The 23,230-nt window shown below is 48.4% G+C and carries 33 protein-coding genes; 21 read left to right on the top strand and 12 right to left on the bottom strand.

Going from position 1 to position 23,230, the window contains the following annotated elements:
• Nucleotides 1-54 precede the first annotated feature (54 nt).
• The gene (murQ, locus tag P404_RS0100295) at nt 55-939 is read left to right on the top strand and encodes an N-acetylmuramic acid 6-phosphate etherase (RefSeq protein WP_026829654.1); all 885 of its coding nucleotides are present in this window, start codon (nt 55-57) and stop codon (nt 937-939) included.
• A gap of 12 nt (nt 940-951) precedes the next feature.
• Nucleotides 952-2,325, top strand: coding sequence for a PTS transporter subunit EIIC (locus tag P404_RS0100290; protein ID WP_026829653.1), 1,374 nt, complete (start codon nt 952-954; stop codon nt 2,323-2,325).
• Between the two features lie 88 nt (nt 2,326-2,413).
• Here P404_RS0100290 and P404_RS0100285 read toward each other — a convergent pair whose 3' ends face one another.
• Nucleotides 2,414-2,902: a DUF4825 domain-containing protein gene (locus tag P404_RS0100285; protein ID WP_026829652.1), complete on the bottom strand. Its 489-nt coding sequence runs from the start codon at nt 2,900-2,902 to the stop codon at nt 2,414-2,416.
• Nucleotides 2,903-3,036: 134 nt separating this feature from the next.
• Here P404_RS0100285 and P404_RS0100280 point away from each other — a divergent pair, with 134 nt between their 5' ends.
• Together P404_RS0100280 and P404_RS0100275 are read left to right on the top strand one after the other, a co-directional pair.
• Nucleotides 3,037-4,095, top strand: coding sequence for a DUF871 domain-containing protein (locus tag P404_RS0100280; RefSeq protein WP_026829651.1), 1,059 nt, complete (start codon nt 3,037-3,039; stop codon nt 4,093-4,095).
• Nucleotides 4,092-4,598 carry a DNA topology modulation protein gene (locus P404_RS0100275; protein ID WP_026829650.1) on the top strand — a complete coding sequence of 169 codons (507 nt, stop codon included), beginning with the start codon at nt 4,092-4,094 and terminating at the stop codon, nt 4,596-4,598. Before P404_RS0100280 ends, P404_RS0100275 begins: the two co-directional genes overlap by 4 nt.
• A 73-nt stretch (nt 4,599-4,671) precedes the next feature.
• Here the strand turns inward: P404_RS0100275 and P404_RS0100270 are convergent, their stop codons facing one another.
• Nucleotides 4,672-5,544, bottom strand: coding sequence for an alpha/beta hydrolase (locus tag P404_RS0100270; protein WP_026829649.1), 873 nt, complete (start codon nt 5,542-5,544; stop codon nt 4,672-4,674).
• Nucleotides 5,545-5,656: 112 nt separating this feature from the next.
• Between P404_RS0100270 and P404_RS0100265 the strand changes: the two genes are divergently transcribed.
• The 13 genes from P404_RS0100265 to P404_RS0100205 all read left to right on the top strand — a co-directional run bounded on the left by P404_RS0100265 (nt 5,657) and on the right by P404_RS0100205 (nt 15,034).
• Nucleotides 5,657-6,349: a VOC family protein gene (locus tag P404_RS0100265; RefSeq protein WP_026829648.1), complete on the top strand. Its 693-nt coding sequence runs from the start codon at nt 5,657-5,659 to the stop codon at nt 6,347-6,349.
• An 83-nt stretch (nt 6,350-6,432) separates the two neighbouring features.
• The gene (locus tag P404_RS0100260; RefSeq protein ID WP_026829647.1) at nt 6,433-7,227 is read left to right on the top strand and encodes an abortive infection family protein; all 795 of its coding nucleotides are present in this window, start codon (nt 6,433-6,435) and stop codon (nt 7,225-7,227) included.
• A 34-nt stretch (nt 7,228-7,261) separates the two neighbouring features.
• Nucleotides 7,262-7,408 (top strand): hypothetical protein, encoded by a 147-nt coding sequence (locus tag P404_RS18695; protein ID WP_236624171.1) that lies wholly within the window; start codon nt 7,262-7,264, stop codon nt 7,406-7,408.
• Between the two features lie 289 nt (nt 7,409-7,697).
• Nucleotides 7,698-8,261 carry a DUF1349 domain-containing protein gene (locus tag P404_RS0100250; RefSeq protein WP_026829646.1) on the top strand — a complete coding sequence of 188 codons (564 nt, stop codon included), beginning with the start codon at nt 7,698-7,700 and terminating at the stop codon, nt 8,259-8,261.
• Between the two features lie 25 nt (nt 8,262-8,286).
• Nucleotides 8,287-8,484, top strand: a complete 198-nt coding sequence (locus P404_RS18690; RefSeq protein ID WP_209548448.1) for a hypothetical protein — start codon at nt 8,287-8,289, stop codon at nt 8,482-8,484.
• An 81-nt stretch (nt 8,485-8,565) separates the two neighbouring features.
• Complete coding sequence (locus tag P404_RS0100240) at nt 8,566-9,198, top strand: hypothetical protein (RefSeq protein ID WP_026829645.1); 633 nt, start codon at nt 8,566-8,568, stop codon at nt 9,196-9,198.
• Between the two features lie 104 nt (nt 9,199-9,302).
• Entirely contained in the window at nt 9,303-10,916 is a 1,614-nt protein-coding gene (nikA, locus tag P404_RS0100235; protein WP_026829644.1) for a nickel ABC transporter substrate-binding protein, read from the top strand.
• A 15-nt stretch (nt 10,917-10,931) separates the two neighbouring features.
• The gene (locus P404_RS0100230; protein ID WP_026829643.1) at nt 10,932-11,876 is read left to right on the top strand and encodes an ABC transporter permease; all 945 of its coding nucleotides are present in this window, start codon (nt 10,932-10,934) and stop codon (nt 11,874-11,876) included.
• A complete protein-coding gene (gene nikC / locus P404_RS0100225; RefSeq protein ID WP_034773854.1) occupies nt 11,873-12,727 on the top strand; it encodes a nickel ABC transporter permease subunit NikC in 855 nt (284 codons plus the stop codon). Before P404_RS0100230 ends, nikC begins: the two co-directional genes overlap by 4 nt.
• Before the next feature lie 14 nt (nt 12,728-12,741).
• Complete coding sequence (locus P404_RS0100220) at nt 12,742-13,539, top strand: ABC transporter ATP-binding protein (protein ID WP_026829641.1); 798 nt, start codon at nt 12,742-12,744, stop codon at nt 13,537-13,539.
• Nucleotides 13,536-14,330, top strand: coding sequence for an ATP-binding cassette domain-containing protein (locus tag P404_RS0100215; protein ID WP_026829640.1), 795 nt, complete (start codon nt 13,536-13,538; stop codon nt 14,328-14,330). Before P404_RS0100220 ends, P404_RS0100215 begins: the two co-directional genes overlap by 4 nt.
• A 129-nt stretch (nt 14,331-14,459) precedes the next feature.
• A complete protein-coding gene (locus P404_RS0100210) occupies nt 14,460-14,675 on the top strand; it encodes a helix-turn-helix transcriptional regulator (protein WP_026829639.1) in 216 nt (71 codons plus the stop codon).
• 8 nt (nt 14,676-14,683) lie between these two features.
• Nucleotides 14,684-15,034: a hypothetical protein gene (locus P404_RS0100205; RefSeq protein WP_236624161.1), complete on the top strand. Its 351-nt coding sequence runs from the start codon at nt 14,684-14,686 to the stop codon at nt 15,032-15,034.
• Between the two features lie 45 nt (nt 15,035-15,079).
• Here P404_RS0100205 and P404_RS0100200 read toward each other — a convergent pair whose 3' ends face one another.
• Nucleotides 15,080-15,451 carry a hypothetical protein gene (locus P404_RS0100200; RefSeq protein ID WP_026829637.1) on the bottom strand — a complete coding sequence of 124 codons (372 nt, stop codon included), beginning with the start codon at nt 15,449-15,451 and terminating at the stop codon, nt 15,080-15,082.
• Between the two features lie 52 nt (nt 15,452-15,503).
• Here P404_RS0100200 and P404_RS0100195 point away from each other — a divergent pair, with 52 nt between their 5' ends.
• The gene (locus P404_RS0100195; protein ID WP_026829636.1) at nt 15,504-15,833 is read left to right on the top strand and encodes a hypothetical protein; all 330 of its coding nucleotides are present in this window, start codon (nt 15,504-15,506) and stop codon (nt 15,831-15,833) included.
• A gap of 19 nt (nt 15,834-15,852) precedes the next feature.
• On the opposite strand, the gene P404_RS0100190 is transcribed toward P404_RS0100195, so the two are convergent.
• The 3 genes from P404_RS0100190 to P404_RS0100180 form a co-directional block, all read right to left on the bottom strand.
• Complete coding sequence (locus tag P404_RS0100190) at nt 15,853-16,278, bottom strand: MarR family winged helix-turn-helix transcriptional regulator (protein WP_026829635.1); 426 nt, start codon at nt 16,276-16,278, stop codon at nt 15,853-15,855.
• A 176-nt stretch (nt 16,279-16,454) separates the two neighbouring features.
• Nucleotides 16,455-16,670: a PLD nuclease N-terminal domain-containing protein gene (locus P404_RS0100185; RefSeq protein ID WP_026829634.1), complete on the bottom strand. Its 216-nt coding sequence runs from the start codon at nt 16,668-16,670 to the stop codon at nt 16,455-16,457.
• Between the two features lie 23 nt (nt 16,671-16,693).
• The gene (locus P404_RS0100180) at nt 16,694-17,236 is read right to left on the bottom strand and encodes a hypothetical protein (RefSeq protein ID WP_026829633.1); all 543 of its coding nucleotides are present in this window, start codon (nt 17,234-17,236) and stop codon (nt 16,694-16,696) included.
• A 116-nt stretch (nt 17,237-17,352) separates the two neighbouring features.
• Between P404_RS0100180 and P404_RS17075 the strand changes: the two genes are divergently transcribed.
• The 3 genes from P404_RS17075 (at nt 17,353) to P404_RS0100165 (ending at nt 19,167) form a co-directional block, all read left to right on the top strand.
• Nucleotides 17,353-17,844 (top strand): NHL repeat-containing protein, encoded by a 492-nt coding sequence (locus P404_RS17075; protein WP_051590432.1) that lies wholly within the window; start codon nt 17,353-17,355, stop codon nt 17,842-17,844.
• 79 nt (nt 17,845-17,923) lie between these two features.
• Nucleotides 17,924-18,373 carry a DUF2243 domain-containing protein gene (locus tag P404_RS0100170; protein WP_034773852.1) on the top strand — a complete coding sequence of 150 codons (450 nt, stop codon included), beginning with the start codon at nt 17,924-17,926 and terminating at the stop codon, nt 18,371-18,373.
• Nucleotides 18,370-19,167 (top strand): cytochrome c oxidase assembly protein, encoded by a 798-nt coding sequence (locus P404_RS0100165; RefSeq protein WP_081809544.1) that lies wholly within the window; start codon nt 18,370-18,372, stop codon nt 19,165-19,167. Before P404_RS0100170 ends, P404_RS0100165 begins: the two co-directional genes overlap by 4 nt.
• Before the next feature lie 10 nt (nt 19,168-19,177).
• Here the strand turns inward: P404_RS0100165 and P404_RS0100160 are convergent, their stop codons facing one another.
• From P404_RS0100160 to P404_RS0100140, 6 genes are all read right to left on the bottom strand, one after another.
• Nucleotides 19,178-19,675: a DinB family protein gene (locus tag P404_RS0100160; protein WP_026829631.1), complete on the bottom strand. Its 498-nt coding sequence runs from the start codon at nt 19,673-19,675 to the stop codon at nt 19,178-19,180.
• 126 nt (nt 19,676-19,801) lie between these two features.
• Nucleotides 19,802-20,845, bottom strand: a complete 1,044-nt coding sequence (locus P404_RS17070) for an MFS transporter (protein ID WP_269077466.1) — start codon at nt 20,843-20,845, stop codon at nt 19,802-19,804.
• Nucleotides 20,846-20,857: 12 nt separating this feature from the next.
• Nucleotides 20,858-21,037 carry a hypothetical protein gene (locus P404_RS18685; protein WP_236624156.1) on the bottom strand — a complete coding sequence of 60 codons (180 nt, stop codon included), beginning with the start codon at nt 21,035-21,037 and terminating at the stop codon, nt 20,858-20,860.
• A gap of 130 nt (nt 21,038-21,167) precedes the next feature.
• Nucleotides 21,168-21,455: a hypothetical protein gene (locus P404_RS0100150; protein ID WP_014970271.1), complete on the bottom strand. Its 288-nt coding sequence runs from the start codon at nt 21,453-21,455 to the stop codon at nt 21,168-21,170.
• Between the two features lie 245 nt (nt 21,456-21,700).
• Nucleotides 21,701-21,937: a hypothetical protein gene (locus tag P404_RS0100145; RefSeq protein ID WP_026829630.1), complete on the bottom strand. Its 237-nt coding sequence runs from the start codon at nt 21,935-21,937 to the stop codon at nt 21,701-21,703.
• 25 nt (nt 21,938-21,962) lie between these two features.
• Nucleotides 21,963-23,075 (bottom strand): GGDEF domain-containing protein, encoded by a 1,113-nt coding sequence (locus P404_RS0100140; protein WP_236624154.1) that lies wholly within the window; start codon nt 23,073-23,075, stop codon nt 21,963-21,965.
• Between the last annotated feature and the right edge of the window lie 155 nt (nt 23,076-23,230).

Genomic DNA, 23,230 nt, shown 5'->3' with positions numbered 1-23,230 from the left:
TTATTATATTTTTTATATAGGAAGTAGAAGGAGTTGTCAGAGAGGATGAAGGTCATGTTAGAAAAATTAGCGACAGAACGCCGGAATGAAAAGACGATGCGTCTCGACGACATGTCGGTCGAGGACATCTTGATGGTCATGAATGCGGAGGATCAAACGGTTGCTGCGGTCATTCAGCAGGAAATCCCGGTCATCAAACAAGTCGTCGATCGGGTCATTCAATCGTTTCAAGCGGGCGGACGATTGATTTATATCGGAGCCGGAACGAGCGGTCGACTCGGTGTGCTGGATGCAGCCGAATGTGTGCCGACGTTTGGCGTCTCACCGGATATGGTCGTCGGCCTGATTGCCGGGGGCGAACGGGCACTCATCAAAGCCGTCGAAGGGGCGGAAGACAGCAAGACGCTTGCGGTCGAAGATTTACAGGCACTTCAGCTGACAGCGAACGATACCGTCATCGGCATCGCGGCGAGCGGCCGGACCCCTTACGTGATCGGCGGTCTGGACTATGCACGTGAAGTCGGTGCGACGACGGCTGCCCTGTCCTGCAACAAACAGGCGGCAATCAGTGAACACGCGGACTTCCGGATTGAAGTCGAAACCGGACCGGAAGTCTTGACCGGCTCGACACGCCTGAAGGCCGGTACGGCACAAAAACTCGTGTTGAACATGATTTCGACGGCAGCGATGATTGGTGTCGGGAAGGTCTATCAAAACTTGATGGTCGATGTCCAATCGACGAATGAAAAACTCGAAATCCGGGCCAAACGGATGATCGTGGAAGCGACAGGGGTTGATCTTGAGACAGCCGCGCGTTATTTCACATCGGCGAATGGTCACGTCAAGACGGCAATCGTCATGATTTTAGCGGACGTTTCGTATACTGAGGCGGTCGAACGATTACAACGTGCGCACGGATTCGTCCGCGACGCGCTTTAAGGGGGGACAAACATGAAGAAGGAAGAAGTGTTGGCATCCGCCATCCTTGAACATGTCGGCGGAAAAGACAACCTCCGGCAACTGGCCCACTGTATGACACGTATCCGGTTGGCGCTGAAAGATCCGACGAAAGCGGACATCCAGGCCCTCAAACAAATTGACGGTGTCATGGGTGTCATCGATGACGAGACGCTGCAAATCGTCGTCGGACCGGGAACGGTCAACCGGGTCGCCGACTACTTGAGCCGCGAAACCGGTCTTGCGATTGGTGAAGAGTCGGTCGATGAGAACCTGACGTTTGAAGAACGGGCCGCGATTGAACGGCAAAAAGTGAAGGACAAACAAAAGTCGCCGTTCAAACGCTTTTTACGGCGCTTAGGAAATATCTTCATCCCGCTCATTCCGGGACTCGTCGCATCGGGAATCATCAACGGAGCGGCGAACTTTGCGAAAAATGCCGGGGTCGATGCGACAGAAACGTGGATGCAGATTCTGTTACTGATCGGCAGTACCGTCTTTGCCTACTTAGCGATTCTCGTCGGGTGGAATACAGCGAAGGAATTCGGCGGCACGCCGGTCCTCGGGGCGATTGCCGGGGGGATTTTATTTAATCCGTTACTCGTCGATATAATTATTTACGGTGAACCGCTTGTCGTCGGTCGGGGTGGTTTGTTTGGGGTCATCTTTGCCGCCTGGTTGATGACGTATCTCGAAAAACATATCCGCCGGTTCATGCCGGTCTCGATTGATATCATCTTTACGCCACTCTTCACCGTGTTGATTGTCGGCTTTACGGCACTCTATGCGATCATGCCGGTCGCCGGTGTCCTGTCTGACGGGATCATGAAAGCGATCAACGTGATTCTCGAAGTCGGTGGTCCACTTGCGGGTGCCGTACTGGCCGGATTCTTCCTGCCGCTCGTCATGGTCGGTCTCCATCACGGATTGACACCGATTCATCTGGAACTGCTCAACACCGTCGGGAATACGGCACTGTTGCCGATTCTTGCGATGGCGGGAGCCGGGCAAGTCGGAGCAGCGATGGCGATTTTCGTCAAGACACGGAATCAACGGTTGCGCAACATTATCAAGGGGGCGATTCCGGTTGGGTTCCTCGGCATCGGTGAACCGTTGCTGTACGGGGTTACGTTACCGCTTGGTCGTCCATTCCTGACGGCTTGTATGGGAGCCGCAGTCGGCGGTGCCTTCCAAGCGACGATGAAAACGGCGGCGCTTGGGGTCGGTGTGTCCGGTCTGTCGTTGACACCGTTGATCGATAACGGAATGTACCTGACGTATATCGGCGGTCTTGTCATCTCGTACGTCTTTGGATTCTTATTTACATTCTGGTTTGGGTTTAAAGAGGAAATGGCGGACGGGATTTAACGCCAGTAGAAGAACAGCACACAACAAAAAGATGGAACATCACGTTGAGGTGATGTTCCATCTTTTTTGACTCAAATCATGTTCAGGATCAGTCAGCGAAAAACTGGTTGATCTTGGTTTCAGACTTTAAATGACGCTGAATCAATTTTGTGACTGCTTGTTCCTGTTCGATTGTGCTGAGTTGCGTGTTGTACCAGCCGTTCAGTTTATCACGGGTCACGGTGAAGGTATAATCCGGGAAGGTAAACGTAATCCGGTCCACGTTATCGACGAGAACAAACAGGTAGGTTGCGTTGAACAGGACCGTCTCTTTGATCTCCTGTTCGACTTGTTCCGTCTCGATGTCCTTGTAAGTCAAATGGATGCCATACGGTGTTTGTTTCGTTTCAAGGGCAATCTGATGCAACTCTTGATGGTGTGCCAATTCTTTGACGATATTCGCGACGGCGCTGTTGTCGCCGACATAGGAATGTTTATAGTGGAACAGATCCGTCTTTGAATCGGCATGTTGACTGTAGCCATTCCAGATCAATACCAGACAGGCAATCGACAGGAACGGAATCAAAATTCGTTTCATACAATCTCTCCTTTATGTATCTCGTACTAATGGTATCATAATTCATGAAGTATCTCCTAAAAAATTCTTATATTGGAACTTTAGTAACAATTGACGGTCTTTGAGCACTACGCTGACAAGAAGGAGTGAAACAGATGAAAGGACTTGCCGTTTATTTGAGTGAACCACTGACAGATGAGGCGAAAGACAGCATCCGACAGATGCGGGCAATCGGTTTTACCTCGATCTTTACCTCGTTACATATTCCGGAAGACGATCCGTCGTTGTATACGGAACGGTTGCGGGCTTTAGGGGGATTGGCACGACAGTTTGAGATGGAACTCGTCGCGGATATCGCCCCGACTTCCCTTGCCGCGCTCGGCAAGACGTGGGAGGATGCCGATACCTTAACCGAATGGGGGGTGACCGGACTGCGGGTTGATTATGGTGTGACACCGAAACAGGTCGCCGATTTGTCGAGACAACTGATGGTTGCCTTAAACGCCAGTACCGTGACAGCGGAAGAACTCAATGCGATGAAGGCAGAAGGACTAATCCTTGAGAACGTCGAGGCGTGGCATAACTATTATCCGCGTCCGGAAACAGGGCTTGATCGGAACTGGTTCAACGACAAAAATGCGTGGCTTCACGGACAAGGCATACGTGTCCAAGCCTTCATTCCGGGAGACGGGCAACTGCGTGGTCCGCTCCATGCCACATTACCGACGCTCGAAGACCATCGGAGACAAGCGCCTTTTACCTGTTATTTGGAGCTGGAAGCATCCATCGACCGGATTCTGATCGGGGATCCGAGCTTGTCGGAGAACTCGATACGGCAGTTTGCTGCGTATCAAGAGGGTGTGATTGTCCTCCGGGCAACGGGACAAGGCGATGATCCACTGTTGAAGAGCGTACATACAAATCGGATGGATCCGGCCCGTGATGTCGTCCGTTCGATCGAGTCACGCGCTTACGGCCGGCCGGGCAACGGACTACTGGAACCCGCGACTTTATCAGACCGTCCCATCGGATCCGTGACAATTGATAACCTGCGTTACGGACGATATGCCGGAGAATTGCAGGTTACGAAACGGAATCTTGCGGCGGATGAACGCGTCAATGTCATCGGACGTATAATCGAGGCGGACCGAGCGTTGCTGCACCAGATTGGACCCGGCGGACGGTTCCGGTTGGAGTGGGTGGAAACGGAATGAAAAAGATTATGCTAATTGGTTCCGGCGGATCAGGTAAGTCGACGCTTGCGAGACAACTCGGTCAACGGCTAGGCATTCGCGTCCACCATCTCGACAGCTTATTGTGGCGGGCGGACTGGCAGGCAGTTCCACGCGAAGAACAACAACGAATTCAAAAGGAATTGGTCAGCCGAGACGACTGGATCATCGACGGAAACTACGGCGGGACGATGGATCTTCGGTTGAACGCCGCGGATACGATCATCTTTCTTGATTTACCGCGAACGACCTGTGTCTACCGGATTCTCAAACGGTCGATTCGGTACCGGCATCAGGCCCGACCGGATATGGCAGCCGGGTGTCCGGAGAAAATCGATGTTGCTTTTTTGAAGTGGATTTGGAACTATCCAAACGTTCAGCGACCCGACATTCAGTCAAGACTCGTTCAAGTCGCATCAACGAAGACAATTGTCGTTTTAAAGTCTCCGCAAGAGGTTCAGCGGTTTATCGAAAGTGTTGCCTGAGCAGTGTGAAAAAAGTAGACAAAGCAAACGACTCCCGGGCAACTGGGAGTCGTTTATTTATCGTTCAATTTTTTCAGAGTTGAGTTGGTTGTTCGTCAACGGCAAGCGTTCTGGTCCAGTGTTCCTGAATCACTTGCAGTACAAAAGCCGGATCGTCCCAGTGCGTGATGTGGGAAGTCGCCGGAGCGGAGATCACAGTACCACCGGTTTTTTCCTGCCACAGGGCAATTGCTTGTTTGCGGAACGGTTCATCCGAGACGGGTAACGTTGCACGGAGTAACACCAGGTTTTCTCCCGGAACGTCGTCGAGAAAATCGAGGATTTCGTCCTGATACATCGCGGCCAGAATCGCTCGCACCGTCTTTGCCCGGGCATGCCAGTAGTAGCGCCCCTCCTGCATCCGGACAAAATCCTTTCCGGCTAAGTCAAGCAGCGGCGACCGGCGCATCTTTGGTCCGTACACGGCAACGTCCCGAAATTCCTCCCACGTCGAGACGGACTCCTCAAAATCCGTATCGTAAAATGCAGATTCCTGCTCGAGTGGTGTGCCCCGCAACCGTTTACTTTGATAACCGCCGTCAATCAAAATCGATCCGCGGACCCGCTCCGGCTGTTCTTTTTGATAATAAAGTGCGATGAAACTGCCCCAAGAGTGCGAGAGGAAATAAAAGTCTTCGATGTATAACTGTTCAAACAGTCGATTCAGCCAATCGGAAAACCGGGCAAACTGATAATCCCGTTCATCCGGAAACGGTTCGGTCTTCCCGTGACCCGGGGCATCGATCGAGATAATCCGGTAGTCGTTTTTCAGCGCATCGGCGAGTTCAATGAAGCTGAGGCTCGTTCCACCGAGACCATGCAGACAAAAAATCACCGGGTGATCCGGGTCGCCCCATTCTGTAATGTGTGTTGAAATTCCGGCGCATGCGATATTGTAACGTTTCATCTGTTTTCCTCCATTCTCGAATAGGTATGCACTTACTTTTTAACCAATATTATACATAAATTGTTGTATACTGAAGCGAGTGAATTTAAAAGACAGACGGAGGGAATGTGGAATGAAAATTACAGCCGCGACACTTTGGACGGATCGATTAAAACCGATACAACACTTTTATACGACGACGCTTGGCTTCAGACTTGTTGAAGAAACCGTAACATCTTTTACGGTACAAATCGGGACAAGTCAGCTTCGATTTGAACAAGATACGACACAGCAACCGAAACAATACCATTTTGCGTTTAACGTTCCGGGAAATGCGTTTCAACTGGCCAAGGACTGGTTGCAACAGAAAGTGCCGTTATTAATCGAGGACGGAGCGGACGAAATCTTTTTTGAAAACATCAATGCCCATTCCGTTTACTTTTACGATCCGGATGAGAACGTCGTCGAATTGATTGCCCGGCATGACGTCAATCCGAATAAGTCGCTTGACAGCTTCAGTGTACATCACATTCTTGATATCGGAGAAATGAACGTGACGACGCCGGATGTTGCAGGTGTCGGCGCATCATTTGCGGAAATTGGTGTCTTTCACCGCTACCATCAACCGATTAACGTCGACTTCCTGAATTTCCTCGGGGCACCGGAAGATGGGACCCACCTGTTGCTTGGGCGAGAAGACCGAACATGGTTGTTCTCACCGAAACCGGCGGTCACAAGTCCACTCGTTCTCGAACTCGACGGCAAGCTGCATGTCCGGATCGATGCGGAAGGTGTCTTACATTATGAGAGAGAAAAAAATACTTAAAAGGTACTTTTATATTTTCACTATAAAACAGAAGTGAGTTTCAAGAAAATATGATACTGAACATAAAAATGGAGGACTAAGTTATGGCGAAATTAAAGAATGTAGAGGTTAACAGTATTGTGTCATATATAGGAGTTCATAATGGTTATTTAGGTGATTTTTCTTACGCAACACATGCAGCTTTTTATCCAGACTACTGTGGATTAGATATAGATCCAAGTATGTACAATGGAACTACGAGAGAGCGATTCATAGCTATAATTTCTGAAGCATCGCCAAGTGATCAATCAAAAATATTAGAAGGAGTTTTAGAGAAATATCCAATAGAATATTTCGAGGATTTATCTAAAGAAAAAATAATCAGTGTTAATGAATATCAAAAAAAAATTAGAACATATAAGAAAATCAACGAATGGATAAATAGATTAGATGGAGAAATCATTGAACAAGGGGAACTGAAGAATGATTTTGAATTTGTGAAAAAAGTTTTAGACCAGTCAGAGATATTAATTTCAAATCACTCTTACGGTAGTGCTGTAGATCGAGTTCATACAGCTATACACGGTTATTTGAAAGCATTGTGCGACGAAGAAAATATTATCTTTAACGAGCAAAATGTAAAAATTCAGGATATGTGGGGAAGGCTCAAAGTAGAACATACCAGTTTTAGTATAGAGATTAAAGAACATCAAAGACCAATAAACCAAACAGCAGCTGCTATAGGGAAAATTCTTGGAAATATGAATGAGGTTAGAAACCGTCATGGGTTTTCTCATCCTAATGACGACATAATTGAAGAAGATGAAGCAAGGTTTATAGTTAATTTATCTAGAGTACTTTTATTTTATATTGATAGTAAAACTTCTGATAATAGTTAAGTATACGGCAGGAAGAAAGTGCAAAGGAGAGCCGATGACGAACTTTTGGAAAGCAAACGGCAAGTGGCGGATTGGACGGTTCATCTTACTAGCGGTAATGCTGGTGTTGGTCTCATGTTTTTTGTATACTTTTCATCAGAAAATCCTGCGGCAGTTATATTTGGAAGAGCAACTAGAATAACAGTACGGGCTGAAAAAAGACGAGTATCAGATATTCGGTCAATTTACGAAGTTTGGTTATGGATACAGTGTATTTCTAAAAGATGAACCGCGGACATCCTATTTGTTTAGTGTCAGAGATAAAGACGGGAACTACTTTGCGATATACTTAGGACACAATTTTTTAGATCCATCCGAAGATTTTATTGATTTTCGAGAACCGAAACATCCTGAGTTCGAACAGTTTAAAGATGAACCGTAAACGTATAGGTTGTTTCAACACAAATATTTTCAAAACAGGAGGAATTCACATGTGGCAAGATTTTACTTGGTTGAATGAACCAAAAGAATTCAGTATGCAGGAACGCCTGACCTTTAAGACAGAAGGCGATACCGACTTTTGGCGCAATACCTATTATCAGTTTAACCGGATGACCGGTCATGCCTTACTTAAACCAATCCCGGCACCGTCTTTCTATTGCCGAATCGAAGTGAAGCTGCACCCGCGTCTAACGTATGATCAGGCGGGGATCCTTCTCTATTTAAACGAAGACAACTGGCTAAAAGTTTCAGCGGAATTCCTTCCGGACGGAAAATCACATCTCGGAGCCGTCGTTACTTCGTTCGGTTACTCTGACTGGTCATCGCGGGATATCGACAACACGGTCTTTGATCATCCATTGACGTTTGAGCTCGTCTGCAATCAACAGGACGTTGAGCTGTACTTCGTCGACGGTGAGACGAAGGAACAATTGCGGATTGCCCATCTGCATGCGGAAGGGGACTGGAAAGTCGGTCCGTACGCGTGCAGCCCGAACCTTGATGGGCAAGGGTGTGACGTCGAAGTGTTGGCGTTTGATTTCCAGACAAAATAAAAGGAATCGATTTTTTGGAGCACTCATGCAGTTTGATGAGTGCTTTACTTTTTATGGAGGAGGAAAACATGAAATGGGAATCATTTTTGGTATTTTGTTATCGCTTTTCGTATCTCTCAAGGGGATTAAAGGATTAATGTCTTTCATCCATCGATTAGAGCGTCCGGTAGACTCCTTCATTGGTAGGTATGAAATGACAATCCGGCGACTGGTTCGTGGATGAATCGTCTTTGAGCGTAAAGGACGGAGCAACTACCTTCTGTTTGCGGGTTATCTTCTGTTTATTTTCTATGCGACTGCTCTTTTGATAGAGAATCTACACAGAGGTGATACCGTTTCGCTGAAAGAAATTGCCTTAATCGTTCTGGCACTTATTTTTCTTCTTACAATCAGTCCTTTGATTGTAGAAGGTGAATTTTCAAGAAAGAAAAATCAGATTGATCCGAATCGAGACAAAAAAACGTTTTGGATTTTTTTGAAAAATCGTTACTCTGCCTTCGTTGATCAAGTCTTATTTTTCGTTCTCATGCCGTTCATAGTAAGTACCAGTATACTGACCATTTTGATGCCTTTCCTCCAATGGAATGAATTGTGGTTGACCGGTAGTTTGATCGGGTGGGTGTGGTTCTTGGCACTGTCTTTTAATACGATACTTCCAGAACGGTTTTATTATCAAAAATTACTGGATAATCAGCCTCTAGATAAAGCAATAAGCAAGCAGCTTAGTCAAAAAAGGGAATGTGCTCAAATCATTCTTCTAGTCATTAGTGTGTTGAACTATTCACTGTTGATGGAGAGTTTAGTCAACGTGAGTGGTGTGAATATCCGTTTTACATTAATCGGCGTTCTCGTTGTTCTTTACACTCTTGCCGGAAATATCATCAAAACGCTTGAGGCAGATTACACTGAATATAAAAATGATTCGACTTCACCATAAAACACAGCAAATTCAACGCTCTCACCGATTATCCATTGACAATTCTTAGTACGGACTCTTACAATTGAAAATGATTATCAATAAGAATGGGAGTCCTGTCCACTATGAACGTTTCACGTCGTAAGAAATCCATCATTCAAGCTGTTTCCATCCTCTCGATCACGACACTGCTGTTCGGCTGTTCCAATCCGAATGAAGGTGCTGACAATACAAAAGACAAAGATACCTTGACCCTCGCCTGGCCGCGCGACATCGGCGAGATGAATCCGCATGTCTACAATCCGTCGCAACTGTTCGCTCAGTCGATGGTCTATGAGCCGCTCGTCCATTACGCTGAAGGCGGAAAACTCGAGCCGTTCCTCGCGAAATCATGGGATATCTCAAAAGACGGCAAAACATATACCTTCAAACTGCGTGACGATGTCAAGTTCTCGGACGGTTCGACGTTTGATGCGACGATCGTCAAAAAGAACTTTGACGCCGTCCTCAAAAACAAAGCCTTACATAGCTGGCTTGGCTTTATCTCAAAAATCGACAAAACGGAAGCCGTCGACAAGCAGACATTCCGGATGACGTTGTCGGAAGCGTACTATCCGACGATTCAGGAATTGGCGGTCGTCCGTCCGGTCCGTTTCCTCGGTGAAGCCGGTTTCCCGAAAAACGGCGATACGTCAAAAGGCGTCGAAGAAGAAGTCGGAACCGGTCCGTGGGTGCTCGATGAGTATAAAGCGGATCAATACGCGACGTTTAAGGTCAACAAAAACTACTGGGGACCAAAGCCGAAAGTGAAGAAAATCAAGATCGACATCATTCCCGATGCCGAAAGCCGCGTACTCGCTTTTGAAAAAGGCGACATCGATTTGATTTTCGGGGAAGGGGCAATCAGTGTCGACGCCTATAATCAACTGAAAGAAACGAAATCCTACAAGACGACGATGTCAGAGCCGGTTGCGACACGTCTGTTGATCATGAATACGAAGAAAAAACAGCTGGCAGACGAACGCGTCCGTCAAGCCTTGCAATACGGTTTTGATAAGAAGACACTCGTAGAAGGAATCACGTCCGGTCTCGAAGCACCGGCTGACTTCATCCTGCCGCCGAACCTGCCGTACACGTCGAACCTAAACGTTGAAAAACGGGATTTTGACGTCGACAAAGCCAAAGCATTGCTCGACGAAGCCGGCTGGAAACTGCCGAACGGCAAAAAGATCCGTGAAAAAGACGGACAACCGTTACAAATCGAGATGATGTATGATGCCGCGGAACTTGTCCAAAAAGCGATGGCCGAGACGTTACAGTCGGAGTGGGGCAACATCGGGGTCGACTTGAAAATCGTCGGTGTCGAGCTGCCGGATCAAGTCCAGCGCTTCAAGGACAACAAATTCGATATCAACATGTATAGTAACTTCGGTGCACCGTACGATCCACACACATTCGTCAACATCATCGGTACGGACGGATTCGGGTTTAAAGAAGCGATTTCCGCTTATCCGAACAAGGATCAACTGTTACAGGAAATGAAAGATGTCCTCAAAACGACGGATGAAACGAAACGTCAGAAGATGTATGCTGAAATTCTGCCGTCGCTCCAGGATCAAGGCGCGCTCGTGCCGATTTCGTATTTGAAGAAGATGGCGATTTATCAAAACGGGGTCACGAACTTTAAATTTGCCGCGAACCGGGATGAAAGTCCGTTCGCCCAAATCGGCATCAAGTAAAAGGAGGTGAACGGAATGAGCGTCTATATTCTGAAACGGGTCGGGTCGGTCATTCCGATCCTGCTCCTCGCTATTTTACTGCTGACGGCGATGATTCATTTGTCACCGGTCGATCCGGCGGAAGCCTATCTCGCTGCCGCCCACATCCAACCGACGGAAGAGGTGCTGACGCAAAAGCGGGCCGAGTTTGGTCTCGATCAATCGTTCATGACACAATACGCGACGACCGTCGTCCGGCTGGCCCAGTTTGATTTCGGGACATCGTACGTTTCCGGGAAACCTGTCCTCGACGAAGTACTGCTTCGTCTGCCGGCGACCGTCCAGCTGGCGCTGTCGAGTCTGTTGTTAGCGATTTTCGTCAGCATTCCGCTCGGCTTTCTCGCCGGAATTCGGAAGAACGGTTTGTTTGACCATTTGAGTCGGGTGATTGCCTTCATCGGCGCATCGATTCCGTCGTTTTGGCTCGGCTATCTGCTGATTTTCTTTTTTGCCGTCCAGCTTGATTTGTTACCGGTCGGCGGGATCGGCAGTCCGAGTCACGTCATTTTGCCGGCAATTACGCTGGCGTTGCCGCTGATTGCCCTTTATACCCGGCTGCTGCGGACGAGTGTCATCGAAACGATGCGGGAACCGTACGTCCTGTTTGCCCGGACACGCGGCATCCGCGAAACCATCATTTTAGGAAAACATGTCTTGCGGGTCGCGATTCCGCCGATGCTGACCGGACTCGGGATGAACCTCGGGAAACTGTTGACGGGCACGATCATCGTCGAGACCGTGTTCTCGTGGCCGGGATTCGGCCGTTATTTTATTGAAGCGATCTTTGACCGCGACATGCCGATCATTCAAGGGTATGTCTTCCTCGCCGCCTTGCTGTTCATTGGCAGCAGTCTGCTCGTTGACTTGTTGCAACTGGCAATCGATCCACGGATTGCCCGGAAAGGAGGGAACAGACGATGAATGTTCCGCTTGAACGACCGCGTCTGCTTGACCGCTTGTCGAATCAACGGCTGATTTTGATCGGCTGTTCCGCTTTTTTAGGGCTGTTATTTCTCACAGCACTTGCCGCACCGTGGCTTGCGCCGCATGATCCGTTTCTCGTCAATTTGGCGGTGAAACTGCAGGAACCGTCCTGGACATATCCGCTCGGGACCGATCCTCTTGGCCGCTGTACGTTATCGCGTCTGTTATACGGCGCCCGGGTGTCACTCGGATTTGCCGTCCTGATTTTTGCGTCATCGTTGCTGATCGGCTTATTGATCGGAACACTGGCCGGCTACATCGGCGGCTGGGTCGACCAACTGTTGATGCGGTTTTGTGACGGGGTAATGGCATTTCCGAGTTTGATTCTTGTCCTCGGTCTCGTCGGAATTTTTGGACCGGGACTCAAACAGGTCATCATCGCCTTGATGCTTGTCCAGTGGGTCTACTATGCCCGGATGTTCCGCGGCCTTGTCATGACGCTCAAAGAAAAGAATTTTATTGCAGCGGCGCGAGTCAACGGCTCGTCACACTGGAAAATCTTTCGGACGCACTTATTGCCGAACATCCTGCCACCGTTGCTTGTCATCGGGACACTCGAGATGGGCTGGGCGATCATGGATATTTCCGCGATGTCGTTCCTTGGTCTTGGCGTGCAGTCTCCGGCAGCGGAATGGGGTGCGATGATTCATGAAGGAAAGTCCTATATCCGGACGAATCCGGAACTGATGATTTATCCCGGCGTGATGATCATGCTCGTCATCGCAAGCTTTAATTTACTCGGTGAATCGTTATCGGAACGATTCGGCGTGACGAAACCACCTAAATGAAAGGAGGCGCCACGATGAAACCTGTGTTATCCGTCGAACGATTGACCGTCGAAACCATCATTGACGATAACCCGCTCGTCCGGGATGTCTCGTTTACGCTTCTTGCCGGTCAGATTGTCGGTCTCGTCGGCGAAAGTGGTTGCGGCAAGACAGTGACGAGCCTGGCCCTTTTGCGTCTGCTGGACGAAAAAGTGATCCGTCAGTCGGGTCAGATTCACCTTGACGAGACGAATCTGATGACATTGTCCGACCGAACGCTTCGGCGTGTCCGCGGCGGACAAATTGCCTTCATCATGCAAAATCCGATGAGCGCTTTCACACCGGTCTACACGATTGGCCATCAATTGATCGAGACGATCCGGACCCATGACCGGTGCAGCAAACGTGAAGCGAAGGACCGGGCGCTCGAAGCGTTACGGGAAGTGAATCTCGAGGAGCCGGACCGGATTTTGAAAGCCTATCCGTTTGAACTGAGCGGCGGAATGCTGCAACGGGTCATGATTGCCCTTGCCGTCTGCCTGCGCCCGCATGTCCTGATTGCCGATGAACCGACGACGGCGCTTGACGTCTACAATCAAAAGCTCGTGTTGTATTATCTCGAGAAGGTCCGGGCGACCTATGGTACGGCAATCCTATTGATTTCCCACGACTTAAGTGTCATCGCCGAGATGGCGGATCAGGTTCTCGTCATGCGGCACGGGGAAATCGTCGAACGGGCGGACGTCTTTGATCTGTTTGACCGCCCGCAACATCCGTACACACAACGATTGCTGGCCCAACACGGGATTCAGGCAGGAGGGATGAACGCATGAGCCTTCTGCAAATGGAACACGTGTCACACCGGTACGGCAGCCAACGGTTCCTGTCGCGGCAGACGGAACGGACCGTCTTACAGGACGTTTCGTTGACGCTTGAAGCCGGGACGTGTCTTGGACTGCTCGGCCAAAGTGGTGCCGGAAAAAGTACGCTTGGACGGATTCTGCTTGGTCTCGAACGACCAACAGCAGGGCGTGTCTTGTTCGAAGGACAGGACATTTACCGGACGACAGCAAACGATTACCGGCAAGACATCCAAGTCGTCTTTCAGGATTCGTTTGCTGCGGTCAATCCGAAGATGACGGCGGGGCAAATCATTGCCGAGCCGTTGACGAATTTCACGCGTCTCGCGCCGGATGCCCTGCAGCACCGGTTGGTCACCTTGATCGAACAGGTCGGATTGACCCGCGCGGATTTGGCGAAATATCCGAATCAGTTCAGCGGCGGGCAGTTGCAACGGATCTGTATCGCCCGGGCGATTGCGACAAACCCGAAACTGATCATCCTCGATGAGGCCGTCAGCAGTCTCGATATGGTCAACAAGGCACTGATCCTCGCGCTGTTAGGGGAATTAAAGGACAAATATGACCTATCCTATCTGTTCATTACCCATGATCTCCAAGCGGCTCAGGCACTCAGCGACCGATTCGTGATTTTAGATCAAGGTCAAATCGTCGGAGAGTACCCGACCCGCAAGGCTTTTGCAGACGCGACGGATCCGCATGTCCTGGCGATTAAAAATGCCATGCTTGCGACCCATCCAAGGTACCGGACGATTCGAAGTTGATACTTCTTATGTTTTATCTTTCACCATTCAATCGAAATCGATTGAATGGTTTTTCTTTAGCTGTATATGTAAAGGAACCTTGACACACGGAAAGTGTTTTCCTATTATTGGGAGTGAGAGGTGATAGGGATGAAGAACAGGGTGAAGGCTTTACGTGAAGCGCGTAAGTGGTCGCAAGGGGACTTGGCGAAGACGTTAGGCGTCTCGAGGCAGACCGTCATTTCGATTGAAAAGGAGCGGTATAATCCGTCACTCGAACTCGCGTTTTCGATCGCAGCTTTATTTGATTGTCCGATTGAAGCGATTTTTATTCCCGAATCGACGAAAAAAGGAGACGATGTATGATAAAACATATGCCGATAATCAATCGTTTACTCGCCGCAGTTCTAATACTATACGGCAACTATTTGGCAATATTTGATGGACCGAGTCCACTCAGTATAATACTGATATTAGCGGGTTTGAGTCAATTGGCGACCGATCTGATTTTCCCAGCTGCTGAAACCTATGACGAACGCCAAGAAGAGATCAAGAGAAAAAGTGGTCACATGGCATATCTCTTGAGCATCGTCTATATTTTTGTCATGCTGCTGCTCGTCCAGTGGAACGTCATCGATAATATCATGACAGCTTTGTTGTCTGTCCTCTTCATTCAGGTCATGACTTTCCCAGTCATGATGTTTATCTACAACCGACGCAGCTGACGACAAAAAAAGAACAGGCACGATTGGCCCGTTCTTGACGTGTGATCAGTAGTATTCAGACAGCTGTTCCCGCGACTCTTCCGTTAGATAGCCAAGCGACAAAAAGTTTTTGACGAAGCGGACTGGACCATTGGCAGACACAGACGCAATTTTTCCCTGGAACGGTTCAACCTGTTCCAGGACGTCAATGTCAGCGGCCTGCATCTTGACGAAATCAAAGTCAAGGGTGATCGTATCCGTCTCGTCCCACGGAATGTCAGCAACGTGCTGAAGCCTGTGAAACGTCTCTTTTAAGTGGTCGCTAGATGGATTAAATTCGAACTGTAAGTATGGTTCAGCTGTATCCTTTACGGATAGTCCGCCGCGGGTGACGATGGCTTTTAGATGCCGGCGGTGGGTGAAGTGACGCAAAATCATCGGCAGCGCTCCTTTATAAAAAAGTAGAGTATGAGAAAGGTGAGATCTTAGCATGAAAAAACTGATGTGGATCGTCTGTCTTGTCCTGGTGGCAGCTGCGTCGTATGTGTACATAACGCGATACGACCGTGCGTACGAACAGGAAGTCATGCGCCAGGTCGTGGAGCATGTCGAACGGACCTATGGAACAAGTGAACCAATCGTCGTCAAATCCTATTATAACGACAAGCATCGGGCCAAAGACAAACGTTATGCTGTGGCGGTCCGTGCGGATGTGTTACCGCTGAAACAGAATCAATACATGACGTATCGTTTACGAGACGGTCAAGTCATCGAACTTTATGTGATCGACGAAGACGGTCTGCCGAATGCGGAACGGTAAAAACAATCGCATCCAGTCATTAAAAATGATTGCTCTGCATCTTATGGAGCAGGCGGTCGAATGATTCGTGATCGTCCATCGAGAATTGTTTAAAGTATTGTTCATGAATGACCTCGACGAGCGGTGTTGACTCTTCGACGATGGTTTCGCCGGACGGTGTCAGGACAAGGCGTTTTTCCCGGTCGATTCGTTTGCGGGTGATGAGGTGAAGTTCGAATAGTTTTTTTAAGGTTTGCGAGATGGCACCACTCGACAGTTCGAGTGTCGTTTCCAGTGATTTTTGGGTCGCACTCTGTTCTCGGTAGAGGGTATCAAGCATGTCGAACTGCGATTTTGATAAGCCCCAGTCCTTTAAGACGGCGTTGACTTCCTTCATGTAGCGGTGATGCAGCTTTTGGATGGCCAGCCAATGACGGTAGGATGGAGTGGATAGGTGTGATGTCATCAGATCCCTCTTTTCTGTCACCGTATAAACGGTTAAATAATAGTACCCGCCGACTAAAAGCAAGCGGTTTCTTATACTCAAATTAACATAAAATCGGTGGATCTCCTACCACTTGAGTTCAACACAAAAGTGTCATCCCTTTTTCCTGAATCGTCAGGCAAACGGATGACACTTTTTTAGTCGGAAGTTGACGGGTCTGTCGACGGATGACGTCCCCAAATTAGATAAATGATGGGCCCTAAGTAGTTGATGACAAAAATCAGGATGCCCCACACCCATTTTGGACCGCGTGTCCGTGGGCGGTTCCATAAATCGACATACGATGCGATTAGTAAAATGAATTCCAGTGTGTAGACGATAGCTTTGACATATGGACTATCTTTTAGACGCAATGCGCTGACCTCCTGGCGAATAATTAACTGACGAACAAACGATCCTGATAGTTTTTCAAAATCAAACGATCCTGATCAATCGTAAATCCATACCGGGTGAAACATTCTGCTGCGACACGTCCGCCATAGGAAATGTCAGTAAAATCTCCGCTGACCCGGTAATGGGTATATTTGTTTTGGATGTCATGAATCAAGGCTTCTAACAACAGCCCTCGTTCACCGAGTCCTTCTTCGCGGACATGGATGTCGAGCAATGAAAACTCAGCCAGTTCGACGGAACCGAACAGACGTGTCGACAGGTGCTGGATCGTCATATGTGAGCGTTTGGATAAGATGGTTTTATTCGTCTGACGGTTTTCAAGCAACGTGACGTAATAACCAGACAATGCTGCCTGGATATTGCGTGTCACTTGGACGACTTGCTGTTGATTATTATAAGCGAGCCCGACGAGCTGTTCGTTTGGATGATGGGGTATGTCGATCATGCGCTGCGTACAAACCTTTTGCCATTCCTGTTCCGGAATCCATTCAAGTTCCAGTGTTTGCGGTGTTTTAAAAAGTTTCACGGGGCAGGGAGAGCCTCCTTTGTTAAATTAGTTGGTTTAAATATACACTTTTTGTCAATTTGATGAAAGGTCAAGAACGTTACTGTTTTGTGACAAACATGGAAAAGAGATACATCATGAGGAAGAAATCAATCGTCATCGGAACAATCCTGACACTCGGTCTTACCGTCGCATGGTGGGCGAGTGGTGGAACGGAACCTGTTTTTAAACAATCGTCTCCCGTCAAAGCAACAAGCGAACGATATTCTGGAAAAGTCCTGTGGCAAAAATCAGAAAACGACATACAAGATGCAGGTGAAGCGAGTAGGGTAGCAGTCGGCCCGAACGGCGACATCTATTATCTGCACCGGGCGACCGTTAATTATGGCAGTGAAACGATGATTAAAGCTGCAACGATTATTGTCTTTGATGGAACAACACATGCGGTCAAACGGGCATTAGGACGCAACATGTTTCAATCTCCGCACGGTCTGGAAGTCGATGCGAAAAACAATATCTGGGTGATCGACATCAGTTTGAACCAAGTGGTTAAGCTGAATTCAGAAGGTAGTATTCAAGCGGTTTATGGTCAAAAGTATTTATTCGGAACGGAAATGGGGAGTGTTTAGGTCGTTCTGAAAAGGGAACATTTTCTTAAAGTGTTCTGATCATGTGTTGGTGAAAAAATGAAGAAGGGGTGGGGTGTTCATGACACGTACATATGCAAGACGAAATCTCGGATCAGGCTTTTTGTTTGGATTGGGTTTAATCGCCTTTTTAGACGAAGTGATGTTTCATCAGTTACTAGGTTGGCACCATTTTTATGACAAGTCGACGACGTCCGTCGGATTGTTTTCAGACGGATTGTTTCATGCCTTTAGTTGGTTCGCGACCGTTGCCGCCTTATTCCTTGTAGCAGATTTACGGCGGCGTCAAACATTTTGGTTAATGCGATGGATCAGCGGGGTGTTGATCGGTGTCGGTGTTTTCCAACTGTACGACGGTTTGGTCCAACATAAAGTGTTTCGATTGCACCAAATCCGCTATGAGGTCGACATCTTACCGTATGACATCATCTGGAATACGAGTGCGACCCTGATTTTATGTCTCGGGTTGGTGCTGTTCATGAAAACGAATCGTCGTATGGAGGAGGAGTGACGGTGAACCATTCGCATACGCAGATGAGTGGGAATAGCATGGAGGGGATCATGATGCTATTCGTGCTATTCCTTTTCGTTCTCTATCCGCTTGCAGCTCACTGGACGAGCCGGCGTTATCAAAAGTGGCCGATGTATCGAGCTGTTTTTTGGATCAGTGGCATATTTGTTGGAGCCGTTGCTGTCGTCGGTCCATTGGCGGAGTTTGCCCATCACAGTTTTCCGGGGCATATGCTCGGTCACTTGTTGCTAGGCATGTTGGCACCGCTTTTGCTGGTCTGTGCAAAACCGATGACGTTACTCTTACGGACTCTGTCTGTACCGGTTGCGAGACGCGTGACCCGTTTCTTAAACAGTCGTCCGCTTCGATTACTGACGAATCCTGCGACAGCTGCGCTGCTGAATATCGGCGGGCTGTACCTGCTCTACATGACCCCGCTCTATCCGATGATGCATGAGTCGCTGGCGCTTTACGTGTTGATTCATCTTCATGTATTTGGAGCAGGATACTTATTTACGATCTCGATGATTTATATGGATGTGACGCCGCATCGATTCAGCTATTGGTACCGGGCCATCGTTCTTGTTTTGGCATTAGCCGGACACAAAGTCTTGTCGAAATACATCTATGCGTATCCACCGGGTGGCGTCATCCGGTCGGAAGCAGAAGCCGGAGCACGGTTGATGTATTATGGCGGCGACTTGGTGGACCTTGTCTTGATTATCATCCTTTGTTATCACTGGTACCGAGCGACGGCACCACGTTCGCACTTGAAAAAAAGCCAACCTATTTAAAGAAGCCAAGTCACGGAAGGTGATTTTCGAGCTCTTGTTTCTGACGTAAATGATGCCGGGTATGCATGCCGATCAACTGATACCACTCACGGGCATTCAACCAGCCGAAGCCACCATGTTTCGTTTTAAGCGACGGATCCACCTGATCGAGCCGTGACGACCAGTCCTCCATCCGTTCGATCAGTGCGAAAAGCCGTCGTTTTAACTGATCCCCGCTGTCGGTATTGTTGGGTGGTGCGTTCATCGCGTCCGGCAGTCTGATTTTGATCGGCGGAAAGGCATCCTGGCGAAACAGATCTTCGCCAAATGGTGTTTTCCCGGTTGCTGAACCAGTGTTAAGGGAAGCACATGTCTCGACTTCGTCCAGATATTCATGGGCGACGAGCAACACGTGATCATACATTTGACCGAGCGACCAGACACCCGGTCGTGAGATGTAGTGCAGTTCGTCTTGCGAATAGCGATCGAGTTCTTGATGCAGATGGAAGAGACATTCGATTCCTGTCATCTGAAGCCCTCCTTTGGATGGATGATTATCGGTTTTCCTGACTATATCCTGTCCGGCAACGGCTTAAACGAAGAAAACGACAGGGGCAACAAGGAGAAAATCCTCGTTGCCCCTGTTGTTGTAGAGTTAAGAGACTTTTGGTTCTTCTTCGACCGTCAGCGTATACAACGTCCGTTTCGTACGCTTCAGCACGATCGGTAACGTGATCAGCCCGATCAACAGGAAGCCAAGCGAGAAGACGATGTAGGTCGAACGGATCGAGAAGACTTCGGCGAGCAGACCGATCGATAACGTCAGACCGATGACAAACACCGACTCGGCGACATTGAGGACGCCGGAGAAGCGCCCCATGATCGAAACCGGGACATTGTTTTGATAAAACGACAAGAAGCCGGTGTTCGCAAACGATAACGCAAACGTCAACAGGAAAAAGCCGACCGCTGCCAGGGAGAAACTGTTCGCCGTCGCAAACAGCAGGTAACCGACCGGTGTCGTAATAGCACCGAAGCCAATCAAGAAACGCAGGCTGAGCCACTTCGTGCACGTCGCATTGATGATAGAGCCGGCGATGATCCCGACGCCGGCGATACTGACGAGGAAGCCGTATGTACTTTCAGAAAACGCAAGCACTCGTGTCGCGAATGATGCTTCGAGGGAATCGAGACCGGACATGAAAATCGTCATCACACAAAATAGACCATAGACGAGTGTGATGTACCGGTGCTTGTGCGTAAACCGCAACGTCTCTTTCCAGTCGTCGGCAATCATCCGCAAGCTGAGGCGTTCCGCCTCGGCAAACGTCGTTCGTTTCTCCAAATCCGGCAGGAAAAACAGGATCAGGGCGGACAAGGCCAGCGCACCGGCATTCATATAGATGGCAAATGCCGGTGAGCCGACAAGAAACAGGAGACCGGCAATCGTCGGTCCGAGAATGAAGCCACAGGATTGGATAAAGTTTTTTAAGGCATTAAACCGTTGCCGGTTGTTGTTCGAGACGAGTTTCGTCATGTAGATCAAGGAAGCGGATTCGAATAAGGAACTGCCCATATTGATCAAAAAGACGAGGGCATACAACACGAACAACGAGTCGAGGAACGGCAGAACGGCGATCAGGACGGCCCGAGCCACGTCAAGGATCACCATGATATTCCGTTTGTCGACGCGGTCAATCAGGTTGCCCGATCAAAAACTCGTCAACAGGGCAGCAATCGGGACGAGCATGTAGAGGACGGAGACGGCAAAAGCCGAATTCGTCCGGTCGAGCACGATCAAGTTCAGGGCGATGAAGTAAACCCAGGCGCCGAGATTTGAAATCCCGACACTTGTTAATAATAAAGCAGGATGTTTCCACGTTTCGCGCATACATCATCGCTCCCCTTAAATACTTTTTGAATATATAGAAATTTATTACAATTGATATTAAGGGACAGCAAGGAAGAAAGCAAGCAGAAAATGGAAAAAGCCATCCGGAAGATGGCTGGAGATCAATCCATTAAGCGAGGAAGTAATCGAGCGTCGCAAATAGACTCGTTAACAGAAAACAAATCAGCAACAGCGCTGACAAGACAACTAAGTCAAGGTGCCGGCGGAGTCCGTTCACCAAAATAAAGAACAGTGTCCAGTAGGCAACGAATAAAGTGAGAATGACAGCGAGGACAGGCGCGGCAATCGGAAACGAATCAGCAATGGCAGCCCGAAATGGAGGATTCGTTATGGCGTAAAAGGCGAAAACGAATGTCGGGAGTGCACCGAGGTAAAGGAGCCATTTGGGGAATTTCATAGTCAGCATTACTCCTTCGTATAAGTATTTAGAATACATTAAGTATAGAAGAGTGGAATTGTAAATAAAACGTACAAAATTGTAAGGAAGTGTCACTTTAAGTTCGGAAGGTTTGTATATTAGATAGGGGATCGTAATCTTTTATCTTCATTTTAATAAAGGAATAGTTCAAAATTTAGTTTGGAAAATGAAACAAACAGCGCAGGTTTCCTCAGGACATGGAGGAAACCTGCGCTGTTAATCGTTCAGCCTTTTTTTTGATCGGATTTTCTTGCTTCTTCTTCCTCAGCCCAGTTAAAACTCAAATCGACCCGTCTGCCTATGAAAGAACGCAAGAAGAGAAGGAAGGTCATAAGCGGTAATATCCACCATGCGGAGTCAACCGTTTCGAAATACTGGACGGTATACAACCACATGAATAGACTGCTGACAAATAGAATCGTTTCCGAGGTTGTAATGAATTCCCGTTTTGGTTCATACATAGGTAAAATCTCCAATCATATTTGGTTAAGTGATTGTTTCAGTCGAGGACTGCGTCGCAGCAATATCCTGCTGATCGGCTTGATCAAACAGAACCTTCCGGTTCCGCCCTTGTTGTTTCGCGGCGTATAAAGCTTCGTCAGCAAGCACGTTCATTTGCTGTATGTGCACATGTTTCCCGTGGGCGATCCCGATCGAGGTCGTGACTTCAATCGCCGGGAAACCGTCGAGTTGAAACCGTTCCGTCGCAATCCGTTCCCGAATCCGATTGGCGACCTTGACGACTTTTTGCGGTGACAGGTCATAGACGAGAATCATGAACTCCTCACCACCAATCCGGGCCGTGATATCGTGCGGACGCGTCTCTTGTTTCAAGATGTTGGCGAACTGTTGTAAGACAAGATCCCCGTTACCGTGGCCGTACGTATCGTTGACATGCTTAAAGTGATCGATGTCGAGCGCGAGGACGTTGTAGATCCGCCCTTCCTGTTCGAGTCCCGCTGTCCGGTCATCCCAGACCCGTCGGTTATACAGACCTGTCAGATGATCAAGTTCAGCTGACTTCTTGTACAGTTGGACCTGCTGATTCAAGATCTGAAAATCAAGCGTCAGCATACTCGAGAGGACACCGACGGCAAGACCAATCGTCCAGGTCGATAGCAGAAGTAAAATTGCGGTTTCATTGAATCCTAAGTTGATCAAGACAGCAATTGTGATCATTAACAGGGCCCAGACGTTTAAGGCAATGTTTTGCAGGAACGGTCGGTTGAGCAATTTGCGGTGGATGTAAATCATGCCGCTGCTGATGGCGAGAATCGCGATGAACGCGACGAAGGCTTGTGGTGTGACACCAAACAAAAAACGGGAACTGCCGATGACTCCTGTCGCAATGACGAGCGGAAAACGAATGCCGTAAAATGCCAGTAAGACGAGTGGTAAATGTCGTAAATCCATCCGGAGTGACTCGTTGACTTGAATGCCCTTGAACATCAACAGGACACCGAGTAATCCGGTCGCCAGTCCGATAATGATCGACTTCATCGTAGAGGATGAAAATTGGGTGGAATGGATGATTTTCGAGATGATATAAAATCCGGTAAAGGCGATACAGGCGTTGATCAATAACTCGACGATGAACATGATTTTCCACATCCTTGACCTTGATACTTTTACGATACCATGCTGACAAAAGTTGTCAAACAAGAAGGGCGAATAGGGGGAATTTTGGGACAGGAAATGCGGATCAATTGCAGTAGCCGATTTAATCGTGCTGCGAAATAAAATGCATGAAAAGT

The organism is Exiguobacterium antarcticum DSM 14480, from assembly GCF_000685865.1.
Classification (GTDB): Bacteria; Bacillota; Bacilli; order Exiguobacteriales; family Exiguobacteriaceae; genus Exiguobacterium_A; species Exiguobacterium_A antarcticum.
Note: the sequence above shows the minus strand (reverse complement) of the source record. Positions and strands in the feature narration are given on the sequence as shown.

Excerpts from the sequence above, each read along its gene's own strand:
- P404_RS0100265 (WP_026829648.1), top strand. The coding sequence starts at position 5,657 with ATGAAAATTACAGCCGCGACACTTTGGACGGATCGATTAAAACCGATA.
- nikA (WP_026829644.1), top strand. The coding sequence starts at position 9,303 with ATGAACGTTTCACGTCGTAAGAAATCCATCATTCAAGCTGTTTCCATC.
- P404_RS0100145 (WP_026829630.1), bottom strand. The coding sequence starts at position 21,937 with ATGTATGAACCAAAACGGGAATTCATTACAACCTCGGAAACGATTCTA.
- P404_RS0100150 (WP_014970271.1), bottom strand. The coding sequence starts at position 21,455 with ATGAAATTCCCCAAATGGCTCCTTTACCTCGGTGCACTCCCGACATTC.
- P404_RS0100170 (WP_034773852.1), top strand. The coding sequence starts at position 17,924 with ATGACACGTACATATGCAAGACGAAATCTCGGATCAGGCTTTTTGTTT.
- P404_RS0100270 (WP_026829649.1), bottom strand. The coding sequence starts at position 5,544 with ATGAAACGTTACAATATCGCATGCGCCGGAATTTCAACACACATTACA.
- nikC (WP_034773854.1), top strand. The coding sequence starts at position 11,873 with ATGAATGTTCCGCTTGAACGACCGCGTCTGCTTGACCGCTTGTCGAAT.
- P404_RS0100250 (WP_026829646.1), top strand. The coding sequence starts at position 7,698 with ATGTGGCAAGATTTTACTTGGTTGAATGAACCAAAAGAATTCAGTATG.
- P404_RS0100190 (WP_026829635.1), bottom strand. The coding sequence starts at position 16,278 with ATGACATCACACCTATCCACTCCATCCTACCGTCATTGGCTGGCCATC.
- P404_RS18690 (WP_209548448.1), top strand. The coding sequence starts at position 8,287 with ATGCAGTTTGATGAGTGCTTTACTTTTTATGGAGGAGGAAAACATGAA.
- P404_RS0100215 (WP_026829640.1), top strand. The coding sequence starts at position 13,536 with ATGAGCCTTCTGCAAATGGAACACGTGTCACACCGGTACGGCAGCCAA.
- P404_RS18695 (WP_236624171.1), top strand. The coding sequence starts at position 7,262 with ATGACGAACTTTTGGAAAGCAAACGGCAAGTGGCGGATTGGACGGTTC.
- P404_RS18685 (WP_236624156.1), bottom strand. The coding sequence starts at position 21,037 with ATGCGCGAAACGTGGAAACATCCTGCTTTATTATTAACAAGTGTCGGG.
- P404_RS0100230 (WP_026829643.1), top strand. The coding sequence starts at position 10,932 with ATGAGCGTCTATATTCTGAAACGGGTCGGGTCGGTCATTCCGATCCTG.
- P404_RS0100200 (WP_026829637.1), bottom strand. The coding sequence starts at position 15,451 with ATGATTTTGCGTCACTTCACCCACCGCCGGCATCTAAAAGCCATCGTC.
- P404_RS0100260 (WP_026829647.1), top strand. The coding sequence starts at position 6,433 with ATGGCGAAATTAAAGAATGTAGAGGTTAACAGTATTGTGTCATATATA.
- murQ (WP_026829654.1), top strand. The coding sequence starts at position 55 with ATGTTAGAAAAATTAGCGACAGAACGCCGGAATGAAAAGACGATGCGT.
- P404_RS0100210 (WP_026829639.1), top strand. The coding sequence starts at position 14,460 with ATGAAGAACAGGGTGAAGGCTTTACGTGAAGCGCGTAAGTGGTCGCAA.
- P404_RS0100220 (WP_026829641.1), top strand. The coding sequence starts at position 12,742 with ATGAAACCTGTGTTATCCGTCGAACGATTGACCGTCGAAACCATCATT.
- P404_RS0100205 (WP_236624161.1), top strand. The coding sequence starts at position 14,684 with ATGCCGATAATCAATCGTTTACTCGCCGCAGTTCTAATACTATACGGC.
- P404_RS0100195 (WP_026829636.1), top strand. The coding sequence starts at position 15,504 with ATGAAAAAACTGATGTGGATCGTCTGTCTTGTCCTGGTGGCAGCTGCG.
- P404_RS0100285 (WP_026829652.1), bottom strand. The coding sequence starts at position 2,902 with ATGAAACGAATTTTGATTCCGTTCCTGTCGATTGCCTGTCTGGTATTG.
- P404_RS17075 (WP_051590432.1), top strand. The coding sequence starts at position 17,353 with ATGAGGAAGAAATCAATCGTCATCGGAACAATCCTGACACTCGGTCTT.
- P404_RS0100280 (WP_026829651.1), top strand. The coding sequence starts at position 3,037 with ATGAAAGGACTTGCCGTTTATTTGAGTGAACCACTGACAGATGAGGCG.
- P404_RS0100160 (WP_026829631.1), bottom strand. The coding sequence starts at position 19,675 with ATGACAGGAATCGAATGTCTCTTCCATCTGCATCAAGAACTCGATCGC.
- P404_RS0100290 (WP_026829653.1), top strand. The coding sequence starts at position 952 with ATGAAGAAGGAAGAAGTGTTGGCATCCGCCATCCTTGAACATGTCGGC.
- P404_RS0100275 (WP_026829650.1), top strand. The coding sequence starts at position 4,092 with ATGAAAAAGATTATGCTAATTGGTTCCGGCGGATCAGGTAAGTCGACG.
- P404_RS0100140 (WP_236624154.1), bottom strand. The coding sequence starts at position 23,075 with ATGTTCATCGTCGAGTTATTGATCAACGCCTGTATCGCCTTTACCGGA.